Consider the following 14,098-nt stretch of genomic DNA (forward strand, 5'->3'; position numbering starts at 1 on the left):
TCTACTGAACCCATCGCATAATCAAAGAAGTTTACCTTAAGAGAAGTCTTGAACAAATCATTAAAGTTATAGCCCGCCTGTCCCGAAATGGTCAGTACCTTCGTTTTGCCGGTATCATATATAATCGAGAACTTCGAACTGTCGGCCAGCGAATTGTTGAAGTTGTAAAAGTTGTGGTACTGCGTGTAGGCAACCTTACCTTCGTAATTAAAGCCCGAAGTGGTTTCTCCTTTAACACCGCCACTGATTTCATAAGTCTTCTCCGTATTCACGATCAGCACATTAGGTCCAAGCCACTGGTTCTCCGCCAGCATACTTTTCAAAGTGTTTCTCACGATATCCCCATTCCAGCCTGCAAATATGTGCAGCCCTGTGAAAGGTGTTACGTCAATGTTCAGCACCGGATAAGCCTTGGTTCTGTTAATGTCCAGCTCGCTGTCCGTTTCATTCACCGCGTTTAATCCCGCAGTCACCGAAAACAGCTCAGTAACGTATTTGAATGTGGGTTTCACACGGAAAAGGTTCCGATTATAGGTCAACCTATCCACACGTTGCGAAAGGAAAGCATCAGCGTCCAGCAGGGCGTAGAATGACTTGGAAATAGGAACCGAAGCCATCAGCTTTGTACCCCAGTCCAGCTCGGAAGCATTATACCGGTCACGTAAAGTATGGAGGCTTGTTTTAACAGAGTAGTCGACCGCTACCGAAGCATCCGTATTTTCGAAGCCCAGGTTCACGCCAAACTGGTTAATCGTCTGCCTGATTGTGTCCCGATCAACCACCACACCATCGGGTTGTGGCTTATAGCCGTAGAAGTAGTAGTTTTTGCGGTCATAATCGAGTGCTGCTTCGACTTTGTAAGTACTGCGGATGTACTTTAAACCAGCCCTCACATTGGTGGAAGCATTCGCCGAATTTTTGCCATCAACGGGACCATTAGCCGCGGACAGGTGTTTGAGTTGCGACGTGATCACCAGGTCTTCCGACGGCCTTCCGCCTACGAAAAGATCTCCCAAAAACCTACCATAATTACCGCCACCTAATTTCACGTAGTTATTCAGCACATCAGGCTGATCTTGCCGCTCTTTTTCGTCGGAAGAAACACCTACACTGGGAGTCAGTTTCGGAGATGAAATGTTAATCTGCGGGTCGATGATTTCGTAAGCAACCTTTTTCTTGCCAGTTTCGCCCTGTATCGGCTGTACTTTATCAAACACGCGGTTGGCAGGCGCAAATTCTATACTTTTCTCCTTTACGATTTCATACGTCTGACTTTCGATCTCACCCTTTTGGGCCAGGGCGAATTGGGAAGAAAAGCCCAGTGTCAATAAAAATATGGAAGAACGTATTGCTTTGGAATTCGTCATGAGTTATTGGATTTTCTGTTTACCTGAACAGGTATTAATCATTTCAGTTTTTCGATCTGGGTCAATTTTTCCTTAGCCAGTTCAACGGCCTCTTTGTCATCCGAATTGTCGATGATCGAGCTCAGCGTAGCCTTAGCCTGGCCCATCTCATTCATGCCAACATATACATCAGCCAAAAGGATAAACGACCGTGCGCGCCAGTAATCATAGCCTTCAAACAATTTACCCATGTCGATAATAGCCGTTTCAGCCTCTTTATATTTTTTGTTTTTATAAAGGACCATCGCCGACCAGTAACTTGCTTCCGCACCATACTCATCTTTCGAGGTAGCAGCTACCTTCTTAAATTCTTCCGCCGCCTTGTTCAGATCGCCCCGCTCATAAGGTACCTTACCCAAATAAAGCTGCGCCTTGCCCAGGCCTCCCGGAATAACGTTGCCCACATTAATCACTTCCTTGGCATAATACAGGGTAGAATCGTAGCTTTTCAAGGTATAATACGTGTCCATTAAACCGATCCAGGCCTGTGTCTGCTCTTTCTTGCTCTCTGCATTTCTCAGTAACACCCTGAAATTGGTCACTGCATTGTTATAGTTGCCTCTTCCGATTTCCAGTTCGGCAGATCTTTGAGCTGAGGCCGCAACGAATGTGGACTTGTTTTGCTGAACTACTTTACTGAAATACTGCAATGCTTCATTCACCTTACCGGTCTTGTCATAAGACGAAGCAATGAAATAGTTAGCATCATACTGGTGCTTGCTGGCCGGGTAGCTCTTAACGAACTCTTGCAGCGAGTTGATCGCATTTTCATACTTTTCAGCATAATACAGGTTCCGCACATTGTCGAACTCCACTTCTTCCAGCTTCTCATTGCCAGGATTGTTTTTTCTAACTACCCCAAGTACCTGGGTAAATTCCTCCGGACGGCCTACCGCAGTGTAACTCTCCTGTATTCCCTCCAATGCACTGCTAGCCGAAGGCGATTCGGAGTATTCAGTTAATATCTTACGGAAATCGACAATCGCCTGCTCATACACTTGCAGGTTATAATATGACTGTGCGCGACGAAGCAGTGCAGCAGGAATAATCTGGCTCTTGGGTTTCTCGTTGATCATCCTCGTGAATCCTTTCACCGCCGCTGAATAGCTCTGGTTTTGGAAATCAATATCAGCCAGCTGGAAATAGGCATCGTCCAGGTATCTGGAAGAAGGATACTGGCTGATCAGCTGCTCAAACTGCCGACGCGCCTCAGGCTCTCGGTTCATATATACATACGCGCGGGCTTTCTGGAACAACGCGTAATCTTTATCCACTTTTCCTTTGGCCGATACTTGCTCATAAGTCCTGATCGCCTCATTGTAATTCTTGGCGGCCAGGTAACAGTCGGCAAGCCGTGAGTAAGCATCCTCGATCATCTGGGCATCCATTCCCTCAATGTTGTTGGTAAACTCCTTGAAGTAGGTCAGCGCTTGCCCGTATTTTTTCTGGTTATAGTAAATGTACCCTAAAGCATAAAGGCTCTTACGGGCGTAGATACCGGCTTTCGGATTTTTTGAGATCTGGTTGTACAATGCAGCAGCTTCGTCCACACGTTTGAGTCCGTAAGTTGCTTCCGCTTTGTAGTAAAACGCAGCATTATTGATTTGCTCATCAATCGGGAATTTTAGCGCCTTATCAAAAAGTAGGATCGCTGGTTCGAACTTTTCCTGATTAAATTCCAGTACCCCCTGGTTGTAAGTCAGCCTCTGATAGGTGCCATTAATTTTAGCATTCCTTTTTGTAAGCCCTTCAATATACTTAATGGCCCCTGCGTTATTGCTTGCACCGGCGTATCCTTCTGCTACTAATTCCGTTGCTTCGTCAATATGCTTGCTTTGGGGATACTTATTCATGAAGTCGTTGAACTCTTTCACAGCGTCATTGTTGTTTCCCGATTCCAACTGCACTTTCGCGTGGTTATACGCGGCTTCTTCCTTCACAACAACATTATAGTCCAACTTTGCAGCGTTATCAAATGACGTTAAAGCATAACTTAAATTATTCGTCTTTAAGTAGCTGATTCCCAGTATATAAGAAGCGTACTGCGAAACAGAATCTTTGCCCGGACCAACTGGTTTTAATGTAGTTATTGCCCCTTCAAAATTGCTGCTCCTGAACTGCGCATGGCCGTAATGTAAAGCCACGGTAGGAGGCACTGCACCTGGTTTCATGCGCTTGTAACGTTCGTAAGCTTTTACCGCAGATACATAATCTCCTTTTTCGTAATACACTTCCGCTACGTACAAGGCTACGTCATCCAGTTTAGTATTTCCTCTTTGTGAACCTAAAAGCTTCTCACCATATTCCAGCAGCTCATCATACTTTTTAAGCTGGTACAATGATGATATAATCCAGTTAGGCGCCTCATTCTTATAATAGGGATGATCCTGTATTCTTTGAAAATCCTGGTAAGCCTCCTCAAAGTTGTTTTTCTGGTAATTGATCACACCGGCGTAAAAAGAAGCATCTGCTGCATTAGCGAACGATGTCTCCGTTTTCACCTGATTAAATAGCGGTAATGCAAGGTCCGGCTGTTTGGTGTTATAGTAAGACATGGCCAGCTGATACGTACTTTCCGTCTTCTTACCACCCGATCCGGACAACTGAACTGCCTTTTCAAGATAGGTAATGGCCTTTTCGTAGTTACCGCCTTCATAGTAGTACCTGCCCAGATCACCATAGATCTGCTGCGCTTTGGGGTGCTCAGCATGGTTCTTAACAAACCTGTCTACCTGTACTTCGGCTTCGGGATAATTGAGATAAAGCCCCGTAACCGCCACGTAATACTCAGCAGTAACCTTATTATAATCGCTCGTACTGAGTAACTTATCCTGAGTATTGAGGAATTCCCCGAATTCTTGTCTTGCAGCTACGTAATTGGACTTTTCGTAATATTCAAGGCCATTACGAAAATGGGCTTCCGGTTCTGTAACACTGAGTGTATTTTGGGCCAGAACTGAAGACGCGCCAACATATAAGAGCATTCCAAAGGTGGAGGCGCCGTGTTTAAAAACCATAGAAACTGAGTTGGTGGATTTTTGAATTAAATTATTGTGGTAAACCATATCCTAATAAGAGTATTTGGGTGCACACTTACCGCTCAAAATTGTTTGCTATCTAACGAATCGCGGACTAAAACCGTATACGTTGGTCATGCTAATGTGCATTTAAAAGCTAGAAAAGGACATTATTCCTTTTCAGTGTGGTGTAAAAATCATTGTGCATAGCTTCAAACTTGGACTGTACCGACGACATGAAATCATCGTCCATGCAGCGTTCTATTTCCTCAGTACTTTCGACTTCGTAATCGTCGATTTTGTAAGTTTGCTCATACATTCCCGATTCTACTTTAATAATGTATTTACTGTTCCATTGGTAAAGACCAATCTTAAACTGGACATGCGGGATATCCTTAATGTATCTCATTCTATTTTATTAATAATACTAAATTCATGTTATTCATTATCAAGCGCTTATATATACCAATATTTTTAGTACTAATAATTCTTGGCTGTTCAGGTCAGGATAAGAAGGATGCAGCTGACTTTTTCTTGAAAGGCAACCAAGCCCTGAGCCAAAAGAACTATGCCGAAGCATTGCGCCTGTATGATGAAGCAATTGCCAAAAATGCAGATTTTTCGGACGCCTACCTCAATAAGGGAATAACTTTATTGAAATTAGGCCGTACACAGGATGCCTTCGAGATTTTAACAGAAGCCATCAGAATTGATCCTTCTCTCGTACAGGCGAATCTCGTCCGGTCAGAAGCAGGCCTTGATCTGGGCCGTTTGAGGGAGGCGAAGGAGGATCTTCGGCAGATCGAAAAAGCGTACAAGGACTCTACTCGATTTTATCTGATCAAAGGCAACATCATGGAAGCTGAGGGAAATGCTTCATTGGCTATTCAAGAATATGATCAGTCCCTGCAACTTGCACCCAACAATGTGGAAGCGCTGGTGAACCGTGGCGCTGTGTATTACAGGCTAGGTACTTACCCAACTGCGAAGGTGGATTTTGAAAAAGCCATGGCATTGAGTCCCAGCCAGCCTCAGGCACTCAATAACCTTGGTCTCATTGCAACCCGGGAACAGAAATGGAATGTGGCCCTCTCCTACTTTGATCAGGTTCTTAATTCCAACCCTGCCGATCCTTACGTTTTGAACAACAAAGGATATGTGCTTTTGCAGACCGGAAAAAGCAATGAAGCCAAAGAACTCATTGAAAGATCTCTTGAAAAACTGCCTGCAAATGGCTATGCATTACGTAACCTGGGTATTTATTATCAGCAAATCGGACAGCCAGACAAAGCCTTAACAGAATATCTGAAAGCGATTGATATTGCCGAACCCGTTGAATGGCTTTACGGCTTGACGGGCCGTGCATATTTTAGTCAAAATAATAAGTCTGAGGCGTGCAAGATATGGAAGCAGGGAGTAATGCTCAAGGATTCGATATCGGTCGCAGAACTGGCAAAAAATTGCCGTTAATCTAGCTTTGTCGGGCCAATGTTTTAAGTTCTTTCCAGACTCTCTCATTCTCGTAAGGGTCTGTGAAAATTTCTATCAGGCTAAGTCCGGGGTTGCTTATAAAATCAGACATATTTTTTTCCAGAGAATCAAATTTATTCACACTGAAATAATGGATTCCCGAATCCTCGCAGGTTCGCCGGGCTGTAAATGAATGCCTGGTTTCAAAATAATCTTCCAGCTCCGATAAACCGGTAGGCCCGTCGATCATTCGAAAGATATTTCCTCCTGCATTATTGATCACAATGATTTTGAGATTTTGCGGAAGTCCATTGATCAGCAGTCCGTTCCTGTCATATAAAAATGCGACATCGCCTACTATCAAAAACGTTGGATTTTGATTGACCATTGCTGCTCCGATCGCGGTACTTACGCAGCCATCTATTCCGCTTGTCCCCCGATTTGAAAATACCTCCGCATCACCCATATCAGTCCCCAGCACATTCACATATCGGATAGACATACTATTCGCTACATGTAACTGAATTGGCATTTTTACTAACTTAAAAAAAATTTCTATTGCAGTTAAATCATTTAACGACGTTAGATTCACAAGGTAATTTTGCTTTAAATTACCCGCAAACGCCTCCTTTTGCCGCCAGATTGTTAGAAATGAAGAGTCAGTTTCAGGCTCTGAGTTTTCTGTAAATAACTGATAATCAATTTTTTCGTAGATATTTTTAAAGAAATATTCGGGAGACACGGCGATTTGCCTTGTCATCGATTGCATCGCATCAGTCAGGAACACGTCTTCACTGATATGCCAATGCCTCAAAGGCGGGTTCTTTCTTAAGAACTGCTTTAATTCTTTCGAAATAAACGACAGTCCGAAGGTTACAAGCAGATATGGCCTCAATTCCGCATTGTTTTCTGAGCCGAGGAACAGATCTTGATGACGAATAAACTGATCGTTGACGCCAAGGTTGGTGATACAGTCACCAACCACCGGAATGTCCCATTCTTCGGTGATCCGACCCAGAATTTGACTAAGTTCTGCGTTGCTTTTTTGCTGTCCGCCTGCGATCAGAATTCTCCTCGAATCGTCCCATTCATCCAATAGCTGGTGCCATACTTCGGAAGATAAGCCAGCCTCAGATTGTTGCCGCTGAATGATTCTAATGTGTTCAGAAGGCCGGAACTCGTCGGATTCTTTGGGGTAAAATGGCTCTCTAATGGGCACATTAATATGAACTGGTCCCAACGGGACCGTACCGGCCACATTCAAAGCCTCATTGGTAATGCGATTGATCGCCCACTGCACATCCGTATGAGCATAGTCGGGCGAGAGTTCAAATGAACGCTTTACATGTTTTCCGTAAATCTCCGATTGGTAAATGGTCTGTCCGTCGTACTGGTGCAGCCATTCTTTGGGCCGGTCGGCCGTTAAAACAAGTAATGGTATCTGCTGAAAAAAGGCCTCAGAAACCGCCGGAGCGAAATTATACGCCGCACTACCAGAGGTGCATATTAAAACGACAGGAACGCCTGTTTGCTGGGCTATTCCCAGCCCGATAAAGCCGGCCGGACGCTCATCCATACACGTGTGGATCTGAAAGCCGTCGTGTCGTACAAAAGCTAAGGTTAATGCGGCGCTGCGGGAGCCGGGCGATATCACTACATGCCGTACTCCCTTTTCAAAGCAAATCGCTGCAAGATCAATCAGGGGTTGTAAAATTGCCATAATCGGAAATAAAAATAGCCTCTCACGAGGCTATTTAACGAATTCTTTATCTCAAATAAAAACTTTTCAGTCTCAACGCGAATCGGATCACGTGCAATTAACCAAGGTAAGTTTTCAAAGCTTTGCTTCTGGAAACATGACGCAGCCTTCTGATTGCTTTTTCTTTGATCTGACGTACACGTTCACGGGTTAAATTGAACTTCTCTCCTATCTCTTCCAAAGTCATCGCATGCTCGCCATTTAAGCCAAAATACAATGCGATCACATCAGCTTCACGTTGTGTCAAAGTGCAAAGTGCGCGCTGAACTTCTTTACGAAGTGACTCATTGACAAGTCCTGAGTCCGGCTTATCTTCCAGATCATTTTCAAGTACATCCAGCAAACTGTTTTCTTCACCCTGAACGAAAGGAGCATCCATCGAAACATGACGACCTGAGATTTTCATGGTATCGACAACTTCCGATGATGAAATTTCAAGTACTTCGGCCAATTCCTCGGGTGATGGTTCACGCTCGAATTTTTGTTCCAGTTCGGAAAAAGTCTTGGATATTTTATTCAGAGAACCTACACGGTTCAATGGTAAACGTACGATCCTTGACTGTTCTGCAAGCGCCTGAAGTATAGATTGACGGATCCACCAAACGGCGTAAGAGATAAATTTAAAACCCCTTGTTTCGTCAAAACGCTGTGCTGCTTTAATCAAACCAAGGTTTCCCTCATTGATTAAGTCGCCAAGCGATAAGCCTTGATTTTGATATTGTTTTGCTACGGAAACCACAAACCTAAGGTTTGCTTTGGTCAATCTTTCCAAAGCGAGCTGATCACCATCCCTGATTTTTTGAGCTAACGTCACTTCCTCATCCGGCGTTAGCAAATCCACCTTACCGATTTCCTGCAAATATTTATCTAACGACTGACTTTCACGGTTGGTAATTTGCTTACTGATCTTTAGCTGTCTCATCTAAATCTTTTATTAATATGTATATATAACGACGTTAAATAGTGTCCTTGTAAATCAAAAACACTATTTTAATCATTTTTGTTCTCTGGCTTCGGCAGCAACACTTTCCGTGACAAGCGATACTTGCCTGTTTTCTTGTCGATCTCCACTAATTTAACCTGAACATCCTCACCAACTTCAAGAACACCGTCCATTTTCTCCAGACGCTCCCACTTGATTTCGGATATGTGCAGCAAACCGTCTTTTCCAGGAAGGAATTCAACGAATGCACCAAAAGGCATAATTGATTTTACTTTACCGCTATAAATCTCGCCGATTTCAGGTACCAGAATAATACCTTTAATACGCGCTACGGCTTTATCCATTGAAGTCTTATCAGCCGAGAATATACTTACAAAACCAGCACCATCTTTCTCCTCGATAGAAACAGTCGCTCCGGATTCTTTTTGAATGTCCTGAACCACTTTACCACCAGGCCCGATTACTGCCCCGATCATCTCGCGATCGATCTTGATCACAATCGCACGAGGCGTATGTGGTTTCAGGTCTGCGCGGCTTTGGGTCATCGTTTTGCTCATCTCGCCCAAGATGTGAAGACGGCCAGCTTTCGCTTGCATTAACGCTTCGGTCAACACTTCAAACGAAAGACCATTCACTTTCATATCCATCTGGCAGGCCGTAATACCAGCTTCTGTACCAGTCACTTTGAAATCCATGTCACCCAGGTGATCTTCATCGCCCAGAATGTCGGAAAGTACCGCATACTTGCCAGTAGCTTCGTCAGAAATAAGACCCATAGCAATACCTGAAACCGGCGCTTTGATCTTTAATCCTGAATCCATCAATGCAAGAGATCCTGCACAAACAGTAGCCATGGAAGAAGAACCATTGGATTCCAGAATGTCGGAAACGATACGGATCGTGTATGGGTTATCCTCAGCTTGCGGCAATACTTTTTTCAATGCACGTAATGCCAGGTTACCATGTCCTACTTCACGACGGCCAGGTCCGCGGTTAGGCTTCACTTCGCCTGTCGAAAATCCAGGGAAGTTGTAATGCAGCATGAATTTGCTATAACCGTATTTCATCGGGGTATCCACGATCTGCTCATCGTTTTTGGTACCCAATGTAACTGTTGTCAAAGACTGGGTTTCTCCTCTTGTGAACAAGGCAGAACCGTGTGCATTTGGCAAAAAGTCAATTTCAGAAGCAATAGGACGAACTTCATCCAATTTACGGCCATCAAGGCGAATACGTTCATCTAAAACCAGACGACGTGACGCTTCCCAAACCAGATCATTGAAATAACGCTTGGCCAAGCTCATGCTCACTTCCTCTTCCTCACCAATGCTGGCAGTAAATTCTTCCCAAACAGCTTTGAAACCATCTTTCCTTACCTGCTTGTTGGTCGAACCGCCTTGCGTTACTTTATAAATTTTATCGTAAGCGAATGATCTCAAACGCACTTCCAGTTCTTCGTCAGTAGCGTCGCCTACATATTCTCTTTTTTCAGTTTTACCAACTTCTGCTTCAAATTCCTTCAAAGCAACACATTGGGTCTTAATCACATCGTGTGCGATTTTTAAAGCTTCGATCACTTCTTCTTCAGACACCTCGCTCATTTCACCTTCCACCATCGCGATGTCATTGTAAGTCGCTCCTACCATCAGTTCAAGTGTAGCACGTTCCAGATCAGCTGAACTTGGGTTTACTACATATCCACCATCAATTTTCGCTATACGTACTTCTGAAACCGGTCCTCCGAAAGGAATATCCGATGCGGCAAGTGCCGCAGATGCTGCTAACGCCGCCAGTGCGTCAGGCAATGCGTTCGCATCAGCAGAAATTAATAAAATATTTACTTGAACTTCCGCGTGGTAATCGTCCGGAAACAATGGACGCAAAACGCGATCCACCAAACGACTAATCAATATTTCGTGATCGGACAGTCTGCCTTCACGGCGTTGGAAGCTTCCGGGGATGCGGCCGGCAGATGCAAATTTTTCCTGATAGTCAACCGAAAGCGGTAAGAAGTCAAGACCTTCCTTAATATCCTTGTTAGCAACAACAGTGGCCAGCAACATGGTGTTACCCATTCTGACAACAACCGACCCATCGGCCTGTTTCGCTAATTTTCCTGTTTCAATGGTGATTTCCCTGCCGTCTGGTAAGGTTATAGTCTTGGTAACTATATTAAAGAGCATAGAATGTTTTTTGATTTTTTGTAGCTGTGAAATGCCATCCTGACATTTCTGATTTGTTAATTTCCGCAAAAAATCAGGGAACTTTCATAATATTGAAGTTCCCTGATTTTAAATTACTTACGTATGTTCAATTCGGCAATAATCGCACGGTAGCGGTTAATGTCCTTTTTGTAAAGATAATCCAACAATCTTCTACGCTTTCCTACCATCTTAAGGAGGCCTAGTCTTGTGTCATTGTCTTTTTTGTGCGTTTTTAAGTGCTCGTTCAAATAGTTGATACGGTACGTAAATAAAGCAATTTGTGATTCAGGAGATCCAGTATCTCCGCCTTCTTTCTTAAACCCTTTCGATTCGAAGATTTCAGCCTTCTTTTCCGCGGTTAAATACATAATTGTAACAACAGATTAAATATTTATAAGTATTTTACAGCACCCTGCCATAAATAAGGTTGCAAAATTAAGATTTTTATCCCTATTATAAAAATATAATTTAACTATGATTGGATAAGCTGCGTTTTACCAAATCTACTTGCCCATCTTGTTTTAATTCTTTTGACAAACATCTGGTACACATCTTTCTCAAAAAGCCGCGAATCGCTTTTGGCGCGGTCGATGAAATACACTCCTGCCAAAAACAGCACCGTATTGGCCATCCAGGCTCCCACCGGCACAACCAGTAGCCCTTCCTTCACCCATTTGTCGCCCTGATTGGTCAACACGTAAAGCAGGATAAAGAACAAAATCGAGACCAGTACCGGTACCCCAAAGCCGCCTTTTTTGATGATCGCCCCCAGCGGCGCACCGATCAGGAACATGATCAGGCAGGACAATGCCTGGGTATATTTATGGTGTTTTTCCAATTCATACTTCGTCGCATCTTTCAGTTTAGTCTGAAGATAATCCGTTTGTGACTTGGTATAGCTCAGCATACTATTCGACGCACTCTTAGTGTTGAGCAGTATTTCTTTCTTTAAACTGTCTGAAACCGGTTTGGTCAGCAGGGAATCGATCCATTTTCCTTTTTTAATGGTCTTATCCGTACCCTCCCGGTAGTTGTACGAATAATACTGCTGACTGCCTGAAACGAGGTTTTTCTGGGTCTCATTGTAAGAGTTACGCAGCGAATCGGCCGTGGAAGTAAGGTCCGTGATGTTTTTCATAAACTCATGGTACTTGAACTGTCCCTCATCGGTACGTTTCATTCCAAAAGATGACAGACTTTCCGTCAACCGGTAATGCCTGAACGAGTTACGGCTGAAATTGGAAAATTTGGAAGCAGTTCCTCCCGGCGCTGCGATGTACACAGGTCGTGAACTCGCTGAACCGCTCTCATCGGTATAACGGGTTCCGTTATAAAGCTCGATGACCAGGTAGCGGTTCTCGTTGATGGAGTACATTCTGCCCGAGTCTGCCAGGATGATTTCAGTATTACCCAGCTCGTACGACCGGTTGTTATGCTTGTAGATCACCATTCCGATCAGCTTCCCGTTTTCCTGCTTCTGATCCACCTTAATGCTGTATCCCGGTAAGTCATTGTAAAAGATACCTTCTTTGATCTTCAACGTCGCTTTGGTGGTCTTGATATCATATAACAGGCTATACCCTTTGAGGTTTGCCCAGGGAGATACACGGTCATTGAAGAAAAATGAAAATACACTGATACCTACCGCAACAATGAAAAGTGGTGCCATCGCCCGCACGACCGATATTCCCGCACTTTTAATGGCCGTCAGTTCAAAAAATTCCCCAAGGTTACCGAACGCCATCAGCGAGGATAGCAGCATAGCAAGGGGAAGCGCAGTAGGCACGGTAATCAGACTAAAGAAGAAGAATAACTGCGCATAGTCAGTGATCCCCAGATCCTTCGAAACGAAGTCATCTATATAAAAGATCATGATCCTCATTAAAAAAACGAAAACCACGACTGACATTGTAATGATAAATGGTCCCCAAAAGGACATTAAAATAAGCTTATCCAGCTTTTTCATCAACTACCTACTATTTCTCTTAAATTAACAATAAACCCATCCCAAAGCGAATTCAGCTCGTCCTGATCGCGGTTGGCCGAATAGTCGATCACCCGCAGGAATGTTGTCTGGGTTAACTCGCTAACTTCCAATTTTAGTTCCACATGGTTATTATCGAGGTTATCCTCGCTTGTATTTTCGAAGTCAAATTTTACTGCCTTATTAATTCTTAGTCCGGTCTGCTTGGCAATGTGGCTGTCACCATCCCATTGAAAATCGAAACGGTGGTCCGGTAATACAGTTACTTTTTCGGCAAACCATTGTTCCAGGCCCGAAGGCGTAGAGATATATGGAAATAGTACTTTGGGAGAGGAACGCAATTCGAACTCGGTAATAAACTTATATTTTTCCATAGGTACTAAAATTAAAAGGGTGACCGTATCAGTTCCTGTCTTACTTGCTGATTTAAAAGTTGTAATATAGCATAATTCGAGAATAAATGCCTGTAAAGTTAATTTTGCTTTTTTTAATTTATCAGAAATTTAAGGTTAAATCGAAGAAACTGATTGCGCAATAACTTTATTTAACATACTTTTGCACCACAATTACGACGGCGGGGTAGCTCAGATGGTTAGAGCGTAGGATTCATAACCCTAAGGTCGGCAGTTCGATCCTGCTCCCCGCTACATTGCAAATCAGACATCCCGACCGGATGTCTTTTTTATTGCCCCTTCCTTTTTCCCGGTTTGAAGAATTAAATTCCCAAACTTTCGGTTTACCATTTTAGGTTATACCACCGAATTCACCACAGAACTGTATGAAATTACTACTCCAATATCTTAGCCGGTATAAAGGCCTCATTTTGCTGGCCCTGGCCATGGCTGCAATCAACCAGATCTTTTCGCTTCTAAATCCCTACATACTCGGCAATTACCTCATTGATCCCTACGCCAACAAAGCTGAACATTTCAGAACCAATGGCCTGAAAAATGAATTTTTCAAAGGTATCCTGATAGGCCTGCTCATGATCATCGGTACTGCAATGGTCTCGCGCATTGCCAAAGCATTTCAGGATTATGTTGTTAATGTTGTTATACAAAAATTTGGTGCCAGCCTGTACACCGACGGGCTTCGGCACGCCCTACGCCTACCCTTCCAGGATTTCGAGGACCAGCGTAGCGGCGAAACATTATCTGTACTGCAGAAAGTAAGGGCCGATTGCGAAAAATTCATTACCAGCTTCGTCAATGTACTGTTTGCAACATTGGTGGGTATCGTATTTGTGGTCATTGTGGCTTATAAGCTCAGCCCAATGCTGCCCCTCATTTACCTCGTCGGATCAGTAGTACTTGCC

General features: G+C 43.7%; 11 protein-coding genes and 1 tRNA gene. 3 read left to right on the forward strand and 9 right to left on the reverse strand.

The features are described from left to right. From ABIO93_RS09855 to ABIO93_RS09865, 3 genes are all read right to left on the reverse strand, one after another. Positions 1-1,367: TonB-dependent receptor (locus ABIO93_RS09855; RefSeq protein ID WP_348067040.1), on the reverse strand; the 1,367-nt coding region annotated here is incomplete at its 3' end. A gap of 38 nt (positions 1,368-1,405) precedes the next feature. After that, complete coding sequence (locus ABIO93_RS09860; protein WP_348067042.1) at positions 1,406-4,423, reverse strand: tetratricopeptide repeat protein; 3,018 nt, start codon at positions 4,421-4,423, stop codon at positions 1,406-1,408. Positions 4,424-4,580: 157 nt separating this feature from the next. Beyond that, the gene (locus ABIO93_RS09865) at positions 4,581-4,832 is read right to left on the reverse strand and encodes a hypothetical protein (protein ID WP_348067044.1); all 252 of its coding nucleotides are present in this window, start codon (positions 4,830-4,832) and stop codon (positions 4,581-4,583) included. Between the two features lie 125 nt (positions 4,833-4,957). Between ABIO93_RS09865 and ABIO93_RS09870 the strand changes: the two genes are divergently transcribed. Beyond that, positions 4,958-5,893, forward strand: coding sequence for a tetratricopeptide repeat protein (locus tag ABIO93_RS09870; RefSeq protein WP_348067046.1), 936 nt, complete (start codon positions 4,958-4,960; stop codon positions 5,891-5,893). A 1-nt stretch (position 5,894) separates the two neighbouring features. Here ABIO93_RS09870 and menD read toward each other — a convergent pair whose 3' ends face one another. From menD to ABIO93_RS09900, 6 genes are all read right to left on the reverse strand, one after another. Then, positions 5,895-7,613, reverse strand: coding sequence for a 2-succinyl-5-enolpyruvyl-6-hydroxy-3-cyclohexene-1-carboxylic-acid synthase (gene menD / locus ABIO93_RS09875; protein WP_348067049.1), 1,719 nt, complete (start codon positions 7,611-7,613; stop codon positions 5,895-5,897). Positions 7,614-7,710: 97 nt separating this feature from the next. Then, a complete protein-coding gene (locus ABIO93_RS09880) occupies positions 7,711-8,574 on the reverse strand; it encodes a sigma-70 family RNA polymerase sigma factor (protein ID WP_131957614.1) in 864 nt (287 codons plus the stop codon). Positions 8,575-8,642: 68 nt separating this feature from the next. Continuing rightward, a complete protein-coding gene (gene pnp / locus ABIO93_RS09885) occupies positions 8,643-10,778 on the reverse strand; it encodes a polyribonucleotide nucleotidyltransferase (protein WP_348067051.1) in 2,136 nt (711 codons plus the stop codon). 113 nt (positions 10,779-10,891) lie between these two features. Next, a complete protein-coding gene (rpsO, locus tag ABIO93_RS09890; protein ID WP_348067053.1) occupies positions 10,892-11,167 on the reverse strand; it encodes a 30S ribosomal protein S15 in 276 nt (91 codons plus the stop codon). Positions 11,168-11,271: 104 nt separating this feature from the next. Next, positions 11,272-12,765: an LptF/LptG family permease gene (locus ABIO93_RS09895; RefSeq protein WP_348067055.1), complete on the reverse strand. Its 1,494-nt coding sequence runs from the start codon at positions 12,763-12,765 to the stop codon at positions 11,272-11,274. Further along, positions 12,765-13,157, reverse strand: coding sequence for an START-like domain-containing protein (locus ABIO93_RS09900; protein WP_348067057.1), 393 nt, complete (start codon positions 13,155-13,157; stop codon positions 12,765-12,767). Before ABIO93_RS09900 ends, ABIO93_RS09895 begins: the two co-directional genes overlap by 1 nt. Positions 13,158-13,356: 199 nt before the next feature. Here ABIO93_RS09900 and ABIO93_RS09905 point away from each other — a divergent pair. Together ABIO93_RS09905 and ABIO93_RS09910 are read left to right on the forward strand one after the other, a co-directional pair. After that, positions 13,357-13,430 (forward strand) — tRNA-Met (locus ABIO93_RS09905). Positions 13,431-13,561: 131 nt separating this feature from the next. Beyond that, positions 13,562-14,098 (forward strand): ABC transporter transmembrane domain-containing protein (locus tag ABIO93_RS09910; RefSeq protein ID WP_348067059.1); only part of this gene is annotated, 537 nt, incomplete at its 3' end.

This window comes from Dyadobacter sp., assembly GCF_039919315.1.
Taxonomy (GTDB): domain Bacteria; phylum Bacteroidota; class Bacteroidia; order Cytophagales; family Spirosomataceae; genus Dyadobacter.